The organism is Pseudomonas cyclaminis (assembly GCF_015163715.1).
In the GTDB taxonomy this organism is placed as follows: domain Bacteria; phylum Pseudomonadota; class Gammaproteobacteria; order Pseudomonadales; family Pseudomonadaceae; genus Aquipseudomonas; species Aquipseudomonas cyclaminis.
The window spans coordinates 1-20,119 of the sequence record NZ_JADDUM010000141.1 but is presented as its reverse complement, the minus strand read 5'-3'; the positions used below and the strand labels follow the sequence as shown (position 1 = coordinate 20,119).

Below are 20,119 nucleotides of genomic sequence, written 5' to 3'. Positions count from 1 at the left end.
GACTTCTTAACTGACCGGCATTAGGGCTTCGCCCGAGTAGCGATGTGTCAGTCAAAGATGCTCCAACTGAACCACCGCCATCGGGGGCAAGCCCCCTCCCACATTTTTGACCGTGTTGTGTCAGTAACCGACGGTGAAACGCTGGCGCGAGTGCTTCGGTGTTTCCACTTCATCAATCATCGCGATGGCATAGTCGGCAAAGCTGATCGCGCTTGCACCTTCGCTGTTCACCAGCAAATCATCCTGGCCCAAGCGGAATTGACCGGTGCGCTCAGTCCCATCGAACAACGCCGATGGCGACAGGAATGTCCAATCCAGTTCTTGCTCCTTGCGCAGGGTTTCAAGGAACTCAGCACCTGCGCTGGCTTCTGCCTTGTACTCAGCCGGGAAACCTTCGCTGTCGATCACACGACCGCCACCCGGCAGCAACAGCGAACCTGCGCCGCCCACCACCAGCAGGCGTTTCACCCCGGCTTTCTTCACCGGCCCGATCACGGCGCCGGCGGGCAGGGTGGCGAAGTGCGCGGCACTGATCACCACGTCGCTGCCGCTGATTGCCTGTTGCAGTGCGTCGGCGTCCAGCGCGTCCACTTGTTTGATGGTGACGTTCGGGCGCGCCGCCAGTTTGTCGGTATTACGTGCGATGGCGGTGACGCTGTGCCCACGACGCAACGCTTCTTCCAGCAATTGGCTGCCGGCACGGCCTGTAGCTCCAATGATTGCGATCTTGCTCATGACGTTCTCCAGTACGGTTAAGGTGTGAGAGGTTTCACCACTTCATTTCGCCCTTGGCGACTTTTGCACTCAGCTCCAGGGAGCTTTCGTCGGCCAGGGTGGGGTAACGCTTTTTCATGGCCGCGATGAGGGCGGCGGAGTCTTTGGCCTTGGCCGTTTCTACGTCAAAGGCCTTGATGTAATCGGCAGTGAATTTGACCGAAGCCAGGGATGGCGCACCCAGGTAGTGACCGGGAATCACGGTGCGCGGTTTCAGGTTTTCGATGCGTTGCAGGGTCGCCAGCCAGTCCTTGTGGGATTGCGCGCCCTGGGTGTCGGCCATCCACAGGTGAATGTTTTCGGCGACCACGACGCCACCGACCACGGCCTTGATCGACGGGATCCATACAAAGCTGCGATCCGGCTGCGGGCCGTCCAGACCGATCACCTCCAACTGCTTACCTTCCAGCGTCAGGCTATGGCCTTGCAGCACCTGCGGCACGATGGTTTTAGCCGGTTTGTCGGCGCCCATTTTCGGACCCCAGAACTCAAGTTTGCCGGCCACCGTGGCGTTGATATGGTCGACCACCGGTTGCGGCGCGAGCACTTTGGCCTCCGGGAACGCAGCCGTCAGGGTGTCGAGGCCGAAGTAGTAATCCGGGTCGCCATGGCTGATGTAGATGGTGGTCAGGTGTTTGCCGCTGGCGCGGATCTTTTGCACCAGTTGCTCGGCCTGGCCTTTGCCGAATTGTGCGTCCACCAGGATCGCGTCTTTGGCGCCGCTGACCAGCACCGAGGTCACTGGGAAAATCGCCGCTTCGCCAGGGTTGTACACATCGAGGGACAGGTCGGCCGCCGACGCATGGGCGGCAAATGCCAGGGCGGCGGTGGCCAGGGTCAAGCGCTTTAGGGTGGAAAGCATTGGGCAGCTCCAGCAGTCGGTTCAAAGGATGCACAGAGCTTAGTTGCACCAAACGAGACTAAAAATGCGATGCTGGAACATAGTTTGTTTCTGAAATCGGGCAAATCATGGATCGTCTTCAAGCAATGCGCGTGTTTGTCACCGTGGTGGACCTGGGCAGCCAGTCTGCCGCCGCCGACCACCTGGACCTGTCGCGCCCGGTGGTGTCGCGTTACCTGGCCGAGCTGGAAGACTGGGTCGGCGCGCGTTTGATGCACCGCACCACGCGCAAGCTCAGCCTCACGGCCGCTGGCAGCGAAACCCTGCCGCGCTGCCGACAATTGCTGGAGTTGTGCGGCGACATGCAGGCCGCCGTCAGCGAGCCCGATGACGCGCCCCGTGGCCTGCTGCGCCTGAGTGTCAGCACCTCGTTCGGCCAGGCGCAATTGGCCGAGGCCATTGCCGAGTACGTCAAGCGCTACCCCTTGGTCACCGTCGACCTGCAGATGCTCGACCGCACGGTGAACCTGGTGGATGAACGCATCGACCTGGCCATCCGCACCAGTAATGACCTGGACCCCAACTTGATCGCCCGGCGCCTGACGGTCTGTCGCTCCGTGGTGTGCGCCACCCCGGCCTATCTGCGCGAGCATCCGGCCCCGCAAAAGTCGAAGACCTGGCCCGGCACAACTGCCTGACCCACTCGTACTTCGGCAAAAGCCTGTGGCATTTCGAGGAAAACGCCGAGCAGGTGTCCGTGCCGGTGCACGGCAATATCACCTCCAACGAAGCCAGTACCCTGTTGCATGTGACGCTGGCCGGGGCCGGGGTGGCGATGCTGCCCAGCTACCAGGCGGGCGACCACATCCGTCGTGGCGAACTGGTGCGCCTGCTGCCCCACGCCGAGCCCCGGCAGATGAATATCTACGCGGTCTACGCCTCACGCAAACACATGCCGTCGGCGTTGCGCAGCCTGCTGGATTTCCTGGTGGTGAGGTTTCCGGAACAGCCAGCGTGGGACGTCGGTCTGTAGGGCGACATAACCCTGTTGAATGTCGTCCAATAATGGCAACTCGCCCTGGCTGGCCTATGCTTTAAACAGCACCGTGTAGATCCGTCCAGAGGTCTGTGCCATGAGCATTAAAACCAGAAAATACCTGATGATTGTCACCCTCTGCGCCTTGGCCAGCGCGCTGTACGGGACTGCCGCCTACCGCGTCGAACAGACCCGCATGCAGCCGACCTTTGCAATCAGCTGCCATCAGGACCAATGCGTTCCGCACACCGGTAGTTTCAGCGCGCTCAGGTAGCCGGCGATTCGGCCTTGAGTTGCTCGCGAAACGCCTTGGGTGAGAACCCGACCCGTCGTCGAAACAGCCGGGAGAAGTTGGTCGGGTCGGAAAACCCCAGCACCTCCGACATTTCATTGATGGTCATGCTGGTGTAAGTCAGCAGGCGCTTGGCCTCCAGCAACTGGCGGTCATGCATGATCTGTAACGCAGGCTGCCCACCCAGTTCCCGACATGTCCCATTCAAGTGTGAGACCGAGATACCCAGCTTGTGGGCCAGATCCTCAATCTTCGGGTGTTCCCGATAGTGCTGTTCGACCAATTGGGTAAACCGCCGGAAATACTCGCGGCCCCTTGGCGCACGCGGATGGCGGCGCTGGATGGCCTGGCGGCTGATCCACACCAGCAGCACGCTGACCAGGGCGTGCATCATCATGTCCCGGGCCGGTTGGTCGTCGGCGTATTCGTCCTGCAGGCGGGCGAACTGGGCGTTGAGGTAGTCACTGTCCTTGCCGGCCGGGTAACTTCCCAAGGTTTGCAAACCGCCCGCCGTGGCACCCAGTTGTGCCTGCAAATGGCTCACCAGTGGCGCAGAGAGTGTCACCACATACCCTTCGACATCTTCGGCAAAACGAAACCCATGCACGCACAACGGCGGCAATACCTGCAGCGTGGCTTCGTTGAGCGTGGTGCGCTGGCCTTCGATTTCCAGTTGGGCCTGGCCCTTGTGCACATACAGCAACTGGCACAGATCCGCGTGCCGGTGGGGTTGGATTTCCCACTGGTATTCCCGACTGCGCCGGGAAATGGTTTCGCAGTGCAACAAATCGGGGGTCGGCCATTGCTGGTTTTCCCCGTAAAGCTTGAAGACCGGAATCGCGGTGTCTGTCATGGTTTTTATCCGATACTCAGGACGGTTGTGCGGTAATCGCCCAAATTGGCAAAAAGCGCAGGGTTTGTCGCAGTTTTCACCTTCTTATGCCACGCACTCAAGTGAAAAATGTCAGCCATAAGATCAATGACAACTCTTTCACTTGATACGTTCGGGTGGAACTTGCGGGCCATAAAAATAATGAAAACGCTAAAAACCCAAGTCGCCATTATCGGCGCCGGTCCTTCCGGACTGTTGCTCGGCCAGCTGCTGCACAATGCCGGTATCGAGACCCTTATCCTAGAGCGCCAGAGCGCCGATTATGTGCAAGGCCGCATCCGCGCCGGGGTGCTGGAGCAAGGCATGGTCGACCTGCTGCGCCAGGCCGGCGTCAGCCAGCGCATGGATGCCGAAGGCCTGGTGCATGATGGCTTTGAACTGGCGCTGGACGGGCACCTCACCCATATCGACCTCAAGACGCTGACCGGCGGCCAGTCGGTCATGATCTATGGCCAGACCGAAGTCACCCGCGACCTGATGGCCGCCCGCGCAGCTGCCGGTGCCGTCACGTACTACGAAGCGCGTGACGTGCAGCCCCAGGATGTTAAAAGTGATCGACCCTGGCTGACCTTCGAGCACCAGGGCGAGGCGTTTCGCCTGGAGTGTGACTACATCGCCGGTTGTGACGGCTTCCACGGCGTTGCGCGCCAGTCGATCCCCGCTGAATCACTGAAAACCTTCGAGCGCGTCTACCCCTTCGGTTGGCTGGGCATTCTCGCCGACACCCCGCCGGTGCACGACGAACTGGTGTACGCCAAGCACCCCCGTGGCTTTGCCCTGTGCAGCATGCGCTCGCCGACGCGCAGCCGTTATTACCTGCAAGTGCCTGCCGAAGAACCGTTGGAAGAATGGTCGGACGAACGCTTTTGGGATGAATTGAAAACCCGCCTGCCCAGCCGCCTGGCCGAGCAGTTGGTCACCGGCCCATCGATCGAAAAGAGCATCGCGCCGCTGCGCAGTTTTGTGGTGGAACCGATGCAGTACGGGCGCCTGTTCCTGCTTGGGGATGCCGCGCATATCGTCCCGCCCACCGGCGCCAAGGGCCTGAACCTGGCGGCCAGTGATGTGAGTACCTTGTTCCGGATCATGCTCAAGGTGTATCGCGAGGGGCGCGTGGATTTGCTGGAGCGCTATTCGGCCATTTGCCTGCGCCGGGTGTGGAAGGCCGAGCGGTTTTCGTGGTGGATGACCTCGATGCTGCATCAATTCCCGGAGGCGGACGGCTTCAGCCAGCGCATTGCCCAAAGTGAACTGGAGTACTTCATCCACTCCGAGGCCGGGCGCAAAACCATTGCGGAAAATTACGTCGGGCTTCCTTACGAGGCTATCGAATAGCCTGCTATCGTATTCAGCATTCCCGTGGGCCGCCTTTTCCCACGGGCCTTGCTTGAAGGTTCTGTCGTGACTCAGCTCAATCAGCCTACGCCACCGCTCCCGGCGGTGCGCAGTATTCTCGCCTCGTTGATGATGGCGATCTTCCTCGGAGCCTTGGACCAGACCATCGTCGCCGTGTCCATGCCCGCGATCTCCGCGCAATTTCACGACGTCAACCTGCTGGCCTGGGTGATCTCCGGCTACATGGTGGCAATGACCGTGGCGGTACCGATCTACGGCAAGCTCGGCGACCTGTACGGGCGCCGGCCGATGATGCTGATCGGAATGGGCTTGTTCACCGTGGCGTCGCTGTTCTGTGGCATGGCGCAAAACATGGAGCAACTGGTGCTGGCGCGGGTGCTCCAGGGCATTGGCGCCGGCGGCATGATCTCGGTGAGCCAGGCGATCATCGGCGACATCATCCCGCCCCGTGAGCGTGGGCGCTATCAGGGCTACTTCAGCAGCATGTACGCAGTGGCCAGCGTGGCCGGGCCGGTGTTGGGCGGTTACATGACCGAGTATCTGTCGTGGCGCTGGGTGTTCTTGATCAACCTGCCGCTGGGCGCCGGCGCCTGGTTTGTGGCTCATCGCACGCTGGTGGGGCTGCCGGTGCCGCAGCGCAAGCCGATCATCGATTACCTCGGCACCGTATTGATGATCGTCGGCCTGACTGCCTTGTTGCTGGGTATTACCGAAATCGGCCAGGGCCATCATTGGCGTGACCCTGAGGTGCTGGGCCTGCTGGCCTGCGCGCTGGTGGCATTGACGCTGTTTGTGTGGCACGAACGCCGTGCGCAGGAGCCTTTGCTGCCGATGCACCTGTTCGTCAACCGCAGCGCAGTGTTGTGCTGGTGCACGGTGTTTTTCACCAGTTTCCAGGCGATTTCCCTGACAGTGCTGATGCCCCTGCGCTTTCAGACCGTAACCGGAGGCGGTGCCGACAGCGCCGCCTTGCACTTGTTGCCCCTGGCGATTGGCTTGCCGATTGGCGCGTATTCCGCCGGGCGCATGACCTCAGTGACCGGACGCTATAAACCGATGATTCTCAGTGGCGCACTGTTAAGCCCGCTGGCGATCCTGGGCATGGCCTTCAGTGCGCCCCAGGATGTGCTGCTGACCGGTGTGTTCATGCTGCTCTGCGGGATCGCCGCCGGCATGCAATTCCCCACCTCCCTGGTGGGCTCGCAAAACTCGGTGGAACAGCAGGACATCGGCGTCGCCACCAGCACCACCAACCTGTTCCGTTCCCTAGGCGGTGCGGTGGGTGTGGCGTGCATGTCGGCGCTGCTGCTGGCGTTGTTGCAGGATTCGAGCTTCGCGCATCTGGCCAGCGGTGCGCTGGTGGCCGAGGGCAGTTCTGGCAATGTGCTGCTCGACGGCCTGAACGCCGCACCAGGCCCGGCGCAGGATGCACTGCGCGGGGAGTTGGGGGTGACGTTCCGGCATTTGCTGATGGTGAGTGCGGCGGTGTCGTTGCTGGGGTTGGCGGCGGCCATTGCGATGCCCAATCGGGTGCTGCGCGGGCGGGAAGACAACGCTAAGTAACTGACACGATGAAGATCAAGAGGTGGGGCGTACGACGATTCGACAAGCCCGCTCATTACAGGTTATGTGTCAGCGTTCGAGCGTTGTGTAGTTGCCCATGCCCCAACAAGGCCACCGGGGAGTGCCAGAATCAATCGAGGTGAACGTTTGGGGGGGCCGCTTCGCAGCCCACCGCCCCCCCCACATTTTTACTGCGTTTTAGTTTCAGGGGCTGTAGTAACCCACGGCCACCATGAAATGCCCGGCCTTGCGCACATACGCGTGCTTGTTCTCGACCTTGTCCGTCACCGGGTTTTTCCAGCGGTACTTGTATTCCCCCTGATCCTGCTCCGCCATCAGCTTGAGGATAGGCTCGCCCACCGGTTTGCCGTCCGGGTCCTTGATTTTGCTGAAGTCGGTGTTGATCAGCCGCAGGTTGGTGCCGTGGGCCACGTAGCGTTGGGTGTTCAGGTCCACCACGAACACGTAGAGGTCATCCTGCAAGAAGCCGCCCTGCAATGAGTTGATGGCCTTGAGCGTACCGGCTTCGTCCTTGAGCAGCGCGTTGACCGCTTTGTTGCGCAAGGCCCGGGCCTGTTCCGGGGTCGCCCGTGGCAGGTAATAGCCCACGGCCAGGATGCGTTCACCCACCCGCTGATAAAACACGTGCTTGTGCTCGACCTTGCCGTCGTTCCAGTTCTGCCAGCGGTAATCCGCCTGCTGGATACCCTGGCCTTCCGGTGTCGTGAGGGCGGACTTGAACGATTGGCGCAAGTCCGGCCCCAATACCTCGTTGACGTCCCGGCCGATCAGCGCGGAGGAGGGACCGCCGCTGGCCAGCAGCACGCCCTGGGTATCGATCACGAACACATAACGGTCCTGGTCGATAAATTCCCCTTGGCGGCTGAACGCGGCAAAGGCCTTGTCGCCATTGCTCTGGTAATAGGCCAGGGCTTTTTCCAGCAGGGCCTTGGCCGCCTGGGCGTCCTCATCCTGAGTTGTGGCGGCGTGCACTTGACTGAAACACAACAGCAGCAGCCAGGTGACGCGGAGCATTCCCTTCATGGTCCGTCCTCGTTTTTATTGATGTGACAAGAGCGTAGACGGCCTTGGCTAGGGCGCTGCCAACCATTGGTCGACAATGCCTTGGTACACACCGGTCGCCACGCTCAGGTGCAACCACTGGTCGACATAGCTTTTCCAGGCCACGTCATCGCGGGGCAGCAAAAAGGCTTTTTCGCTGTACTGCATCTGCCGCTCAGGGTTGACCGCACACAGGCCGGGCTTTTGCTTCTGCTGGTAACGGGCTTCGCTGGCGTCGGTGATCATGACGTCCGCCTTGCCGGCGAGCAGTTCGTCGAAGATGGTCACGTTGTCGTGCAGGCGGATCTGCGCCTGGCCCAGGTGAGCACGGGCAAACACTTCATTGGTGCCGCCCGCCGGTTCGATCACCCGCACCTGGGGCTGGTTGATCTGCTCGACGCTCTGGTAGCGCTGCACATCGGCGCAGCGCACCAGCGGAATCTTGCCGTCGACGCCGAGGGACTGGCTGAAGAAGGCTTTTTTCTGACGTTCCAGGGACACCGAAATCCCCCCAACGGCGATATCGCAGCGTTGGGCGAGGAAGTCCGGCATCAGGGTTTTCCAGGTGGTGGGCACCCAGGTGATCTTCGCGTTGAGGCTCTTGGCCAGGGACTCGGCCATGGCAATGTCGATGCCTTCATAGGTGCCATCAGCGCGCAGCTTGGTGTAGGGCGTGTAGTCGCCGGTGGTGCATACGCTGAGGGTGCCGCGCTGGAGCACGTCGTCGAGGCGTGACGGGGCAGGGTCGGCCAGGGCGCTGGTGGCCAGGCTCGCCAGTACACACAGGGCTAAGGGAGCTTTCATGCGGTCGAGTCCTTGGGGCATGGTGGGGGCAGCCATTATTTCCAGCGCGGGGCAGGGTGGCAAGGCGTGGCGAATGTTTAGCCAGTGTGCAACCAAACTCCGTCATCCCTGAATTTACGCGCCTATCCAGGCGTGTGAGGCTGCGGGCATCTCCATCACCGTGATGCGCCCATGGAAGGTTCCACCGCCACCTACCTCGCGACACTGCCTTTCATACTGGCGTTCTGGGCGCTGTTCCATTGCCGGCATGCGCGCCCGCCCGATGCCCTTCTCCTACGTTGATCTACCCTATGGATGACGCGCCTGTGCGCGCATCTGCCTGAAGCAAACGTATGAGAAACCCTATGCGCGATTTCGCCAACCTGCACGAAGCCCACTCTTTCCTTGAGCAGCACCCGGACATCGAGATGTTCGAGCTGTTTATCCTCGACAACAACGGCGTACCGCGTGGCAAGTTGCTGCACCGCGATGAACTGCTGGCGGTGTATGAAAGCGGCCGGCCATTGCCCAGCACCATCCTCGGCCTGACCATCAATGGCGATGACGTGGAGAACTCCGGCCTGGTGTGGGAGGTGGGTGATATCGACTGCCGTGCATACCCGATCAGCGGCAGCCTGCAGCGCATGCCGTGGCGGTTGATCCCGACCGCAGCGGTGCAAGTCAGCATGCACCCCACCGAAGGTCTGCCCGCCACTGTGGCCGACCCCCGGCATGTGCTGGCCAAGGTCATCGACGGGCTCAACGCCGATGGCTATTACCCGGTGATGGCGGCGGAGCTGGAGTTCTACCTGCTCGACCAGAAGCCCGACAGCCACGGCCGCCCGCAACCGGCGCGGGATATGGACGGCGGTCGCCCGCGCTCGACCCAGGTCTACGGCCTGCGCGAACTGGAGCAGATCGAACCCTTTCTCGCCGACCTTTACAGCGCCTGCAAGTTGCAAGGCATCCCGGCGCGCACGGCCATCTCCGAATACGCCCCCGGCCAAGTGGAAATCACCCTGGAACACCGCGCCGACGCGCTGCAAGCCATGGACGAAGCGGTGCGTTACAAACGCCTGGTCAAGGGCGTGGCGCACAAGCACGGGATGGCTGCCTGCTTCATGGCCAAGCCGTTCGACGACCTGGCAGGGACCGGCATGCACATGCACGTCAGCCTGGCGGACGCCCAAGGCAACAACCTGTTCGCCAGCGAGGCGGCCGACGGCACGCCGCTGCTGCGTCAGGCCGTGGGCGGGATGCTCAGCACCTTGCTCGATTCACTGCTGATGTTCTGCCCCAACGCCAATTCCTATCGCCGCTTCCAAACCAACAGCTATGCGCCCCTGGCCGTCACCTGGGGCGTGGACAACCGCACCGTCAGCCTGCGCGTGCCCGGTGGCCCGGCACATTCGCGGCATATCGAACACCGCATCTGCGGCGCCGACGCCAACCCTTATCTGGCCGCTGCCGCGATCCTGGCCGGCATTCACCGGGGTATCCGTGAACAGCGCGACCCCGGCGCGCCGGTGGAAGGCAACGGCTACGCCCAGGCCACGGAGTTCCTGCCCACCGATTGGCTCACCACCTGCGTGCGCTGGAAGGCTCAAGCTGGGCCAAAGAGGCGTTTGGCAGTGAGTTCCTCGGTGTGTACCTGGCGGTAAAACGCGCTGAGTATCGCCAGTTCATGGGCGAGGTGGGCGAGCAGGATTGGCGCTGGTATTTGCATCAGGCCTGAGTGGATTAACGGGAGTGGAGGCTTCGACCTTTTTTTTCACGTTGCGCTGGTTAAGCTGCGAATCAAGGTCGTTTACCCCCTGTTTAACCCCAATGAGCCCGTGATGTCGCCACAACCACCATCCTCCATCGAGATCGAATACGCCGAGCGCTGTGGCCTTGAACATGCCAAGGTCTGTGCAGACACGCGCCCACCCGGACTGCGGCGGCGCCTGGCGTCGTGGCGTGACGAGTGGCTGGTGCGCCAGGCGCTCAAGGTTGCCGGCGAACCGGGGTTGATCCTTGACCTGGCCTGCGGTTCGGGGCGGTTCTGGCCGGTGTTGGCCGAACACATCAACCGGGTGATCCTCGCTTCGGACAATTCCCAGGACATGCTCGACCACGCGTGCACCCACCACCCGGCGGCGCTGCTCAAGCGGATCAAGACCTTTCAGGGTTCGGCGTTTTCCATCGGTTTGTCGGAGAACGCGGTGGACTGCATTTTCTGTTTGGAGTTGTTTCGCCATGTGCCCAGCAGCGAGGGACGACTGGCGTTGCTGCGCGAGTTTCACCGCGTCAGCCGCGATACGGTGATTGTCTCGGTCAATTCGCGGACCCCGGTCGACGAGGAGTTTCGCCAGGCCGGCTTCAAAGTCCTGAACCAGCAGGAATTCATGCCCGGCTCAAACCTGTGGCGGGTCTATGTGCTGCGTAAGAAAGGATAACTCTGGCCCGTAGGGCTATTCTTCATCTCCTGTCTGAGTTTTCATGGTTGCCAGTGCACTGCGGATGCTCGCTAGCCCCTTTCGCGATATATACTGCGCGCCATTCTTCAAGGGAGAGCCGTGTGGCCATCGATATTCACTGGATCTGCGACAACGATAGCCTCGGCCAGCATTGCGCCGAATGGCAGCAGTTGCCATTCGTCGCCCTCGACACCGAATTCATGCGGGTCGACACCTTTTATCCCATTGCCGGGCTGATCCAGATTGGTGATGGCGTACGCGCTTACCTGATCGATCCCCTGACCATCGACAATTGGCAACCTTTGGCCGACCTGCTGGAAAACCCGGCGGTGATCAAGGTGGTGCACGCCTGCAGCGAAGACCTGGAAGTGTTGCTGCGCCTGACCGGCAGCCTGCCGGTGCCGTTGTTCGACACCCAATTGGCAGCCGCGTACCTGAACCTTGGCTTCTCCATGGGCTACTCGCGCCTGGTACACGCCGTGCTCGACATCGAGTTGCCCAAGGGCGAGACCCGCTCGGACTGGCTGCAGCGGCCATTGTCCGAGACCCAGGTCAGCTATGCCGCCGAAGATGCTGTGCACCTGGCCGAGGTCTACATTCGCCTGCGCCCGCAGCTGTCGGACGATAAATACGCCTGGGTGCTGGAAGACGGCGCCGAACTGGTGGCCAACCTGCGCCGCGAAGTCGACCCGTACGAGGTGTACCGCGACGCCAAGCTGGCGTGGAAACTGTCCCGCGCCCAACTCGCCGTGCTGCGTGAACTGTGCGCCTGGCGCGAACAGCAAGCCCGCGCCCGTGACCTGCCGCGTAACCGCATCGTTCGCGAACACTCGTTGTGGCCCCTGGCCAAATCCCAGCCGGATAACCTCGCCGCCCTGGGCAAGATCGAAGACATGCACCCGCGCACCGTGCGTCAGGATGGCCAGTTCCTGCTGGATCTGATCAAACGTGCCGGCAGCGTGCCCATGGACCAATGGCCGCCCGCCGTGGCAGAACCGCTGCCGGTGGACGCCGCCAACCTGATCAAGCAACTGCGCGCCCTGGGCCAAACGTTCGCCGAACGCCTGGAGATGGCGCCGGAACTGATGCTGCGCAAGAAAACCCTCGAAGCCCTGGTTAAAAGTGGCTACCCCGATGGGCCTTATAAATTGCCAGATTCGCTGCGTGGCTGGCGCCGCGAGTTGATGGGCCAGGCGCTGCTCGACAGCCTGGCCACTGCCGGAGAACAGCCTTGAAACGTATTTGCTCCATCTACCGCAGCCTGAAAAAAGACGGCATGTACCTCTACGTGCTCAAGAGCGACGCCCTCGAACGCGTGCCGGAGCCTTTGATGGCCGCCTTCGGCAAGCCGCACCACGCGTTCGACATGGTGCTGACGCCGGAACGCAAGCTGTCGCGCGAAGACATCCTGGTGGTCCTGGAAAACCTCGACAAACAGGGCTACCACCTGCAAATGCCGCCGGCCGAGGACGAGTACATCGAACACTTGCCCGAAGAGCTGCTGCGCCGCAACGACCCGATGTAATCGGTCAGTGCTTCAGGGCACAGGTTTCAATGGAATTGTATTAGTGGGCGGTGGCCGTAAGGATGCGGGCGGCCGTCTGCATTGTTTTTGAAAGGTTTGAACCATGCGTGTTCTGATTGCTGAACAGGATCACCCGCTCTACGCCCAACTGCTCAACGATGTGGCGCCGGACCTTGAGGTGCTCACCAGTGGCGACTCGGCCGAACTGTCACGCCTGGCCGCCGATTGCCCGGTCTGGCTGGGCCAGCCGGACCTGCTGGCCACGTTGCTGCGCCAGGGCCACCAACCGCAATGGCTGCAATCGACCTGGGCCGGTATCACGCCCCTGCTGGCCGAAGGCTTGCCCCGCGATTACCGCCTGACCCGCGCCGTCGGGATTTACGGCCAGGTCATGGCTGAGTTTGTGCTCACGTATATGCTCGGCCATGAGCGCGAAGTGCTGGCGCGGCTGGTCAGCCAGGTGGAACGCAAGTGGGACAGCCGCACCGGCCAAAGCCTGGCGGGGCGCAAGGCGTTGATCGTGGGCACCGGCGATATTGGCCAGAGTGTGGCCGAGTTCCTGGTGCCGTTTGGCGTCAAGCTGTATGGCATTGCCAGTACTGAGCGTGAGCAGGCGCCGTTTATCGAAGTGGCCGGGCTTGATCAGCTCGGACGTCTGGTGGGCGAGGTGGACTACGTGATCAACCTGCTGCCCAACACGCCGAACACCCACGATTTGTACGACGCGGCGCTGTTCAAACAATTCAAACCGACCGGCTTGTTCATCAATGTCGGGCGCGGTGTCGCGGTGGTGGATGCTGATCTGGTCGAAGCCCTGAAAGAAGGGCACCTGGCCGGCGCCGTGATCGACGTGTGCCGCCAGGAACCGCTGCCACAGCGCCATCCGTTCTGGACCGCCTGGGGTTTGCTGTTGACCGGGCACAGCTCTGCGCCGACGTCGCCGCCGATGATGGTGGAGTTGTTCCTGGAGAACCTGGGGGCCTATCGGGCCAAGGAAACGTTGCGCGGGGAAGTGGATTTTATACGCGGGTACTGACGGCTGCGCCCGGTAGTCGGGCGTATTCGTTCCCAGCGGGTCATGGACATAAAACCTGACAGTCAAGATGGAACCGGTGGTGTGGGGCTTCCCACCCAGTGACCGCAGAGGGCGCAAGGTTGCGCCTTCTTAAGGATACCCACTTGACTATGGACAGGTACTCGCATGACCACCCTCGTTTCGCCCGTTGTTTATCCGCGACCAGCGGCAATTTCCAGCAACCCGCCCACCTCCGCCGATACTTTGCCTGCAGCAACTGCCGGTGAGCCCGACATCCCGCTGCTCGCGCAGTCATCCGCGTTGAAAGTCGCCTTGGGGGATCGCTGCAACCGGCGCGCTCTGGCCGATAAACTCTTGGACACTATCCGGAAACTCCCCAGGCACGCCTTTTCTGATGAGGCGTTATCCCTCGGCCAGGCCAGGGGCCTGATGCAGGCAGCACTGGCACCACACTTGAAAACTACAATGATGTACCTGTGTGAAGACTCGTCCTTCCCGACCCCGCCGTCCCTGCCCGCCAACCGTCTGATCAGTCTTGAAGCGTATATCCTCGGTTGTGGGCTGCAGGTCCCGAAAACCCTGGAGGCGTTGGTCGATTTTGCTGACACCATGTCCAGGCAGGCCCAGGTTCATCCCCTGGGCAACTTCAGTGGCGGGCTGTCCTGGCCGCTGCCGATGCCCGAGCCGGACCGGCGTACGCTCATTTCCTTGCTGCACAGCGACACCAGCGGATTACCCGGCTTGCCCTTGCGCGCGGGTGGAGCAGGGGTATTGGGCTATTTGATTAGCGGTAGTTCGGTGTCCGACGCCGACTTGAACAAACCAGCGTTCGCGATGGAGAAATTGCTCGGTTCGCCCCAGGCACAGACCCTGGAGCAAGCCATCCGAACCCGGCTGGACGGAGTCGCCACAGAAGGCGGTAGCAACGATTATGTGATGACGGCTATCCAGTTGGACCTGGATCCGGAGGCCCAGGCGGCGCCCGCCCGCAATCGCATCGCCGGTTTTAACCTGGCACATCCTCATTACTGGGGGCAACCGGCCTGTAGAGTGGTTGAGGCATTGGGTAAGCACCTGATTGATAAAGGTCGGGCCAATGCGCGAACCGCCCCTTTGGGGGCGTATCTGCTGCTGGCCAGGACGGCGCCTGAATACCTGGTCAAGGACATTCCTGCCCGTGTGACCTATGGCAGTGTGTTATGGGCACAGTTGGCGATGGCAGTGGCCAAGATAGAAGCGCAAACGCCGGGTCGTACGCTCTCCATGGGCTATGCCGAGATTCTGCTGGGCGCCGAAAAGCTGAATACCGATGCCGTCGTCGGCCGGCAGATTGATGCGTTGGCGCTGTTGGACTGGGGAGCTGCGAACGGTTTTCTCTCCAGCGCCGATGAGGCGCCGTCGGCCAACGATCTGGAGCAGGTGAGGGCTGCCTATAACAGCCACCTGAACTCACTGAAAACCACCAGCAACCTGTTGCAAACCCACATTCCCAGTCGAAAAGCGCTGGCGCTTGCCCAACTGCAAGAGGCGTTTCCAGACCTGGACCCCAGCCTCTTTGAGGTGCGGCATATACAAAAGGCCCGCTTGATACCAGGAAGGCCGGGCCTTCATCCTGGCGCACGTTCGATGCTGGACATCGTCATGGACGGAGGCACGCTGGATACCGAAGATCATTGGATCAGCAATGACAAGCGTCTGCCTATCGATAAGTTTTGTGAACTCTTTCGCCGGGGGGCACTGGGTGTCGCCACCCCTTTCAAGGCCGCGTACGACGCTGCAATCAACGCCCATGAAGAGGGACACCAGAGCCGAGTCAGGCAACTGGTCGCCACTTTGCCGTTGGAAGACCGTACCAACCTGGAACTCGGCAAGCTGGAATTCTTCCATACCAACCAATACCAAATCGCCGTTGATTTATTGACCCCGCCTGCTCTGCATGTCAGAGGGCACACATTGGAAGTGAAGACGACGAGAAGCGGGCAGGTCAATCTCTACACCATCGACACGCGGCTCGGTACCATCGAGAAACAGAATTTTCTGATACGCCGCCGAACGGAGCCGTTTACCGAAAACAAACTGCAAACGCGCGAGGCGAATATCCTCTCGAAAACCGTGCTGTTTGAACCCGACAAAGGCGAACACGCGCAACAGTTCAAGGAACAACCTGATGGCACCGGTCAGCCTGACAGTTTCAACTCCAGGCGCAGCCACGCGATCGCTGATGTGTTCGTAAAGGCCCTCAACCTGAAAAACGACGATCTGTTGAATGAGGCCCGGGGCAGCACGTCCTTTGATCAGGACAGCGCCAGAAATAAGGCGATTTCCGAGTTTTTTCTGAACCTCATCCCGTTACGGTCGGCAATCGTCAACTTTCAGAACGGCCACGTCGGCCAAGGCATTTTCGACCTGGCGCTGGATGCCGTCGGCCTGATTACGTTGGGCGCGGGAAAGGCCGCGCAGGCCGGCAAGGTTTTGGGTAAAGCCCTGACAACGGTGCGCCATGCGGGCAAAGCGGCACGGTTCGTCGGGGCTGCCGCTGTCGAGGCCTTGAACCCGTTGAGCGGCGTGGGGGCTGTGCTGGTGGGCGGTGGCAAGTTAGCCGTGAAAGGTACTCGTTATGCCGCAGCGAAGTTCAACCAATTGAGGGGGGCTGCCGGCAGCTATGATGTGCTCAAGGCCGTCAGCAAGCAGTATGGGGATGCGGCAACGGGGGTTTTCAAGGTGGCGGGGGAGTCCGTTGAAGGCGCCGCCGTGCTTCAAAATGGTAAGTGGTATCCCTTCGATGTGCAGACGATGCGCCCCTATGGACGCCCGATTGAAGACTTCGTGGTTGGAGCCCGTGCGGTCGAGGGCACGATCACACAGCTGCCGATTGGGGTGGACGGCGCACTGGACAACGGGTTGTTTCGCCAACTCAAGGTGCCCGAGTCGAGAATCTCCGGGCTTTCACGCAACAGCCAGGGGGTTTATGTTGCCGCCGATGGCCACCTGTCGCACATCCGAAACACTGACAGTGCTGGCAACAGTGCAGTCTATGAAGTACGCCAGGTCACGCGCACCACGCAAGGTAAGGTCCAGGCGCGGGTGTATCACAACAATCGACAGACCCACTTGCTGCTTGAGCATGTCCAGGGGGATCAATGGCAGCGATTGGGCGCGCGTGGCGGTAGTCCGGCCTCGGTCAAGGCCGACCTGGGGCCTGAAATTGGCCGCGGCGCGGAGGGGGCCGTGTATGCAAGCCTCGATGGGAAAAGCGCCTACAAGGACATGGGGCCAACACACCTGACCACTGCCCAGGGGTATATCGACATGGCGGTGGTCAATATGAACAAATACTACGGGGATGACTTTGCCGTACTGATTGTTGAGGACGGCCGCAAATACATGAAAATGGGCAAGATTGACGGTGTTGGTCTTTCCAAAATTGAGAAAGGCAGTTTGCCGCCGAGCGCGCGATCATTGCTGGAAGACGTCGTGGCGCAGATGGAGGCGAAAGATATTTTTCACAACGATCCGCAATTGAGCAATTTCATGTATTCGAAGAAAGACAACAAGATCTACCCCGTCGATATGGACGGCGTACCGGGGGAATTTATGGTACCGCCTATAAAGCGCGTCTACGACAGGCAAATCAGCGAGCTGCGCAACGCCTTCCAGGCACTTATCGCCCCAGGGTCTTGAGGAGTTACCCTGCCGTTTTTCAACGGCAGGGTTTCAACGCGATCAAAGGCTGAAGTCACCCTCGGACACCAGCTCGCTCAATGGTTTGCGCGGGCTCGGCACTTCACGACCCTGCAGATACTCCGGCAGGGTCGACTTGTCTCCCAGCTTGCCGACCGCAACGGCCGCATGCAGCGCATACCCTTCTGGAATCTTCAGCTCTTTGCGGGTCAGCTCCTGGTCGAAACCGGCCATGCCGTGGGTGTGCCAGCCGCTGAGGCTGGCTTGCAGCGCCAGGTGGCCCCAGGCCGAGCCCGTGTCGAAGGTGTGCCACAGCGCCGGGGTTTCTTCGGTGGCGCCGGGCGCGACGAAGTCGGTTTTCGAGGCGATGATCACCAGGGCCGAGGCATGCTGCGCCCAACCGCGGTTGAACTCATTGAGCAGACCCAGGAAACGTTCCCAGTCCGGCGTGTCACGGCGTGCGTAGAGAAACCGCCACGGCTGCGAGTTGTAGGCCGACGGCGCCCAACGGGCGGCTTCGAAGAAACTCAGCAGGGTCTCTTGCGAGATGCTCTCGCCGGTAAAGGCGCGGGGTGACCAACGGTCGGTGAACTGGGTGTGGATCGGATAGTCGGCAACACGTGTCATGAGCTGTTCCTGATCGTCGATTCGGCGCTCAAAGCTACTGCGCGCCCGCTAGACTGACAAGTGTTGTAACACCGCCAGTCGTAAGCGCTTGGTTCCAAGGGGCTTGGGCACTAGACTGGCGGCCTTTTCACCTACCGAAACTGATGTAGAGCCATGGCCGCCAAAGTCGAACCTTTCTGGATACGCAAAACCCTTGAACACCTCGACCAGGAGGAGTGGGAATCGTTGTGCGACGGCTGTGGCCTGTGCTGCCTGCAAAAGCTCGAGGACGAAGACGACAACAGCGTCTATTACACGCGTATCGCCTGCAAACTGCTCGACCTCAAAACCTGCCAGTGTACCGATTACCCTAACCGCCGCGCCTCGGTGCCGGACTGCATCCAGCTCACCCCGGGCCAGGCCGACCAGTTCAAATGGCTGCCGCCCACCTGTGGCTACCGGCTGGTCAGCGAGCGCAAAGACTTGCCGCTGTGGCACCACCTGGTCTGCGGCGACCGCGACGCCGTGCACCATGAACGCATTTCCCAGTCCGGGCGCATGCTCAGCGAAGGCAGCGTGCCCGAAGACGACTGGGAGGATTACCTGATCTTCCGCGCAGGCTGAAAAAAGGAGTGTGTATGAAGGTGGCAACCCAGCTGGCGGCAAGCCTCGTGCTGCTGGCGCTGAGCGTGCCTGCGTGGTGCGCCAAGAAAGTCGACCTGGATTATCACGTCAAACTGCTGCCCCAGAGCGATCAGGCTGAAGTGCGCCTGAGCCTGTCACAAGGCTCGGCGGTACGCAGCCTCGACTTCGACCTGGGCCGTACAGGCAGTTACAGCGACTTCAAGGCCGACGGCCAGTGGCAGGTCAGTGGCGAGCGTGGCGTGTGGCAACCCAGCGCCGACAAGGCGAGCCTGACCTACCGCGTGCACCTCACCCAAGCGCGCAAGCCGGGCAGCTATGAAGCGCGCATGACCCCGAGTTGGGCGCTGTTTCGCGGCGAAGACCTGGTGCCGACAGCGCGGCTCGACCAGCAGGATGGTGTCGAATTGGTCTCGCGTCTGGTGTTCGAACTGCCGGCGGGCTGGAAGAGCGTGGAAACCGCCTGGCCGCGTATCGGCAAGAACAAATTCCGCATCGACAACGTTTCCCGCCTGTTCGACCGGCCCACCGGCTGGATGCTCGCCGGCACCCTGGGCAGCCGCCGCGTGCGCCTGGGCGAAACCGAAGTCACCGTGGCCTCGCCCAAGGGCCAGGCCATGCGCCGCATGGATGTGCTGACGTTGCTGACCTTTGTCTGGCCCCAGGTCGAGGCTGCGTTCCCGCGTCATCCGGCCAAGTTGTTGGTGGTGGGCGCCAGCGACCCGATGCGCCGGGGCGTGTTCTCGGCCCATGACTCGATCTACCTCAACAGCCGCACGCCGCTGGTCAGCGAAAACGGCAGCAGCCCGTTGATTCGTGAAGTGGTGCAGGCGATTGCACGCTTCAACGATCACGACACCAGTGACTGGATCAGCGAAGGGTTTGGCGAGTACTACGCCATCGAATTGGTGCGCCGTGCCGGCGGGATCACCGATGAGCGCTACCAGGCGATACAGGCGCGGTTGACCAGGGAAGGCAAGGACGTCACCACGCTGCGCGGCGACCACGTCAGCGGCGCAACCGTGGCGCGGGCAGTGGTGATATTGCAGGAGCTGGACCGCGAGATTCGGGTGAAGACCCATAACAAGCGCTCCCTGGATGACCTCGCGCAGGCGGTGATGCGCGCCAATAGCATTGCGACGAAAGAGTTTGTGCAGTTGGCCGAAAGCATCATCGGCGAGTCGTCGGTGGTGCTGGACAGCAAGCTACTGCGCTGAGTCCCCGTCATGCACGAAACAAAATGTGGGAGGGGTCTTGTCCCCTCTTATCAAACATAAAATAACTTACTGATTTTAAAGAGTTAAAAAACACCTCTAAAACTGAGATTTTGTAGGCGCCCCCAGCTTGTCGCGCGGTACGTCGAAGAGGTAGTGCCCCCACATTTTGAATGGTGACTGACGTGAAATACCGGTCGGCTCTAAGGCCGCCGCGCTCTTGCTTTTGATCTCGGGTCGCCCCGTTAACCACGCTGGCCGAACGCAGGTTTTGGAGCGTGGGTAACCCGGCAGGACGCCGGGTTAGCCGCGCTGGGCCAAGGATGGCCCATCGCGGCGGCCCACGCTCCAAAGCCT

At 61.2% G+C, this 20,119-nt stretch carries 16 protein-coding genes and 2 pseudogenes; 12 read left to right on the top strand and 6 right to left on the bottom strand.

Going from position 1 to position 20,119, the window contains the following annotated elements; translation table 11 throughout:
- Nucleotides 1–120 precede the first annotated feature (120 nt).
- Complete coding sequence (locus IQK56_RS17915) at nt 121–735, bottom strand: NAD(P)-dependent oxidoreductase (RefSeq protein WP_150761411.1); 615 nt, start codon at nt 733–735, stop codon at nt 121–123.
- Nucleotides 736–769: 34 nt separating this feature from the next.
- Nucleotides 770–1,636 (bottom strand): MBL fold metallo-hydrolase, encoded by an 867-nt coding sequence (locus tag IQK56_RS17910; RefSeq protein WP_122309378.1) that lies wholly within the window; start codon nt 1,634–1,636, stop codon nt 770–772.
- A 107-nt stretch (nt 1,637–1,743) separates the two neighbouring features.
- Between IQK56_RS17910 and IQK56_RS17905 the strand changes: the two are divergent.
- Nucleotides 1,744–2,648: pseudogene (locus tag IQK56_RS17905) on the top strand (LysR family transcriptional regulator).
- Nucleotides 2,649–2,748: 100 nt separating this feature from the next.
- The gene (locus IQK56_RS17900; protein WP_177411513.1) at nt 2,749–2,925 is read left to right on the top strand and encodes a hypothetical protein; all 177 of its coding nucleotides are present in this window, start codon (nt 2,749–2,751) and stop codon (nt 2,923–2,925) included.
- Here the strand turns inward: IQK56_RS17900 and IQK56_RS17895 are convergent.
- The gene (locus IQK56_RS17895; RefSeq protein ID WP_150761413.1) at nt 2,918–3,796 is read right to left on the bottom strand and encodes a helix-turn-helix domain-containing protein; all 879 of its coding nucleotides are present in this window, start codon (nt 3,794–3,796) and stop codon (nt 2,918–2,920) included. The two genes, IQK56_RS17900 and IQK56_RS17895, sit on opposite strands and share 8 nt — an antisense overlap.
- Nucleotides 3,797–3,976: 180 nt before the next feature.
- Here IQK56_RS17895 and pobA point away from each other — a divergent pair, with 180 nt between their 5' ends.
- Both pobA and IQK56_RS17885 read left to right on the top strand, forming a co-directional pair.
- Nucleotides 3,977–5,170, top strand: coding sequence for a 4-hydroxybenzoate 3-monooxygenase (gene pobA, locus IQK56_RS17890; RefSeq protein WP_150761414.1), 1,194 nt, complete (start codon nt 3,977–3,979; stop codon nt 5,168–5,170).
- A gap of 66 nt (nt 5,171–5,236) precedes the next feature.
- Nucleotides 5,237–6,754, top strand: a complete 1,518-nt coding sequence (locus IQK56_RS17885; RefSeq protein WP_193862442.1) for a DHA2 family efflux MFS transporter permease subunit — start codon at nt 5,237–5,239, stop codon at nt 6,752–6,754.
- A gap of 204 nt (nt 6,755–6,958) precedes the next feature.
- Here the strand turns inward: IQK56_RS17885 and IQK56_RS17880 are convergent, their stop codons facing one another.
- Nucleotides 6,959–7,798, bottom strand: a complete 840-nt coding sequence (locus tag IQK56_RS17880; RefSeq protein ID WP_150674695.1) for a cache domain-containing protein — start codon at nt 7,796–7,798, stop codon at nt 6,959–6,961.
- Nucleotides 7,799–7,846: 48 nt separating this feature from the next.
- Complete coding sequence (locus tag IQK56_RS17875) at nt 7,847–8,620, bottom strand: transporter substrate-binding domain-containing protein (protein ID WP_122309390.1); 774 nt, start codon at nt 8,618–8,620, stop codon at nt 7,847–7,849.
- A 344-nt stretch (nt 8,621–8,964) separates the two neighbouring features.
- Here IQK56_RS17875 and IQK56_RS17870 point away from each other — a divergent pair.
- The 6 genes and pseudogenes from IQK56_RS17870 (at nt 8,965) to IQK56_RS17845 (ending at nt 17,300) form a co-directional block, all read left to right on the top strand.
- Nucleotides 8,965–10,334: pseudogene (locus IQK56_RS17870) on the top strand (glutamine synthetase family protein).
- 103 nt (nt 10,335–10,437) lie between these two features.
- The gene (locus tag IQK56_RS17865; RefSeq protein WP_122309394.1) at nt 10,438–11,037 is read left to right on the top strand and encodes a class I SAM-dependent methyltransferase; all 600 of its coding nucleotides are present in this window, start codon (nt 10,438–10,440) and stop codon (nt 11,035–11,037) included.
- Nucleotides 11,038–11,159: 122 nt separating this feature from the next.
- Nucleotides 11,160–12,293 (top strand): ribonuclease D, encoded by a 1,134-nt coding sequence (gene rnd / locus IQK56_RS17860; RefSeq protein WP_122309396.1) that lies wholly within the window; start codon nt 11,160–11,162, stop codon nt 12,291–12,293.
- A complete protein-coding gene (locus tag IQK56_RS17855) occupies nt 12,290–12,583 on the top strand; it encodes a YcgL domain-containing protein (protein ID WP_003172521.1) in 294 nt (97 codons plus the stop codon). Before rnd ends, IQK56_RS17855 begins: the two co-directional genes overlap by 4 nt.
- Before the next feature lie 103 nt (nt 12,584–12,686).
- Nucleotides 12,687–13,619: a D-2-hydroxyacid dehydrogenase gene (locus IQK56_RS17850; protein WP_193862441.1), complete on the top strand. Its 933-nt coding sequence runs from the start codon at nt 12,687–12,689 to the stop codon at nt 13,617–13,619.
- Between the two features lie 165 nt (nt 13,620–13,784).
- Nucleotides 13,785–17,300 carry an OspG family effector kinase gene (locus IQK56_RS17845; RefSeq protein ID WP_193862440.1) on the top strand — a complete coding sequence of 1,172 codons (3,516 nt, stop codon included), beginning with the start codon at nt 13,785–13,787 and terminating at the stop codon, nt 17,298–17,300.
- A gap of 42 nt (nt 17,301–17,342) precedes the next feature.
- Here IQK56_RS17845 and IQK56_RS17840 read toward each other — a convergent pair whose 3' ends face one another.
- On the bottom strand, nt 17,343–17,927 hold the full coding sequence (locus IQK56_RS17840) for a nitroreductase family protein (RefSeq protein ID WP_122309405.1): 585 nt from the start codon (nt 17,925–17,927) through the stop codon (nt 17,343–17,345).
- Between the two features lie 153 nt (nt 17,928–18,080).
- Between IQK56_RS17840 and IQK56_RS17835 the strand changes: the two genes are divergently transcribed.
- Entirely contained in the window at nt 18,081–18,530 is a 450-nt protein-coding gene (locus IQK56_RS17835) for a YcgN family cysteine cluster protein (RefSeq protein WP_003172524.1), read from the top strand.
- A 14-nt stretch (nt 18,531–18,544) separates the two neighbouring features.
- Nucleotides 18,545–19,765, top strand: a complete 1,221-nt coding sequence (locus tag IQK56_RS17830) for a hypothetical protein (protein ID WP_193901768.1) — start codon at nt 18,545–18,547, stop codon at nt 19,763–19,765.
- Nucleotides 19,766–20,119 lie beyond the last annotated feature (354 nt).

Excerpts from the sequence above, each read along its gene's own strand:
- IQK56_RS17910 (WP_122309378.1), bottom strand. The coding sequence starts at position 1,636 with ATGCTTTCCACCCTAAAGCGCTTGACCCTGGCCACCGCCGCCCTGGCA.
- IQK56_RS17895 (WP_150761413.1), bottom strand. The coding sequence starts at position 3,796 with ATGACAGACACCGCGATTCCGGTCTTCAAGCTTTACGGGGAAAACCAG.
- IQK56_RS17835 (WP_003172524.1), top strand. The coding sequence starts at position 18,081 with ATGGCCGCCAAAGTCGAACCTTTCTGGATACGCAAAACCCTTGAACAC.
- IQK56_RS17850 (WP_193862441.1), top strand. The coding sequence starts at position 12,687 with ATGCGTGTTCTGATTGCTGAACAGGATCACCCGCTCTACGCCCAACTG.
- IQK56_RS17875 (WP_122309390.1), bottom strand. The coding sequence starts at position 8,620 with ATGAAAGCTCCCTTAGCCCTGTGTGTACTGGCGAGCCTGGCCACCAGC.
- IQK56_RS17915 (WP_150761411.1), bottom strand. The coding sequence starts at position 735 with ATGAGCAAGATCGCAATCATTGGAGCTACAGGCCGTGCCGGCAGCCAA.
- IQK56_RS17880 (WP_150674695.1), bottom strand. The coding sequence starts at position 7,798 with ATGAAGGGAATGCTCCGCGTCACCTGGCTGCTGCTGTTGTGTTTCAGT.
- IQK56_RS17830 (WP_193901768.1), top strand. The coding sequence starts at position 18,545 with ATGAAGGTGGCAACCCAGCTGGCGGCAAGCCTCGTGCTGCTGGCGCTG.
- pobA (WP_150761414.1), top strand. The coding sequence starts at position 3,977 with ATGAAAACGCTAAAAACCCAAGTCGCCATTATCGGCGCCGGTCCTTCC.
- IQK56_RS17900 (WP_177411513.1), top strand. The coding sequence starts at position 2,749 with ATGAGCATTAAAACCAGAAAATACCTGATGATTGTCACCCTCTGCGCC.
- IQK56_RS17840 (WP_122309405.1), bottom strand. The coding sequence starts at position 17,927 with ATGACACGTGTTGCCGACTATCCGATCCACACCCAGTTCACCGACCGT.
- IQK56_RS17845 (WP_193862440.1), top strand. The coding sequence starts at position 13,785 with ATGACCACCCTCGTTTCGCCCGTTGTTTATCCGCGACCAGCGGCAATT.
- IQK56_RS17865 (WP_122309394.1), top strand. The coding sequence starts at position 10,438 with ATGTCGCCACAACCACCATCCTCCATCGAGATCGAATACGCCGAGCGC.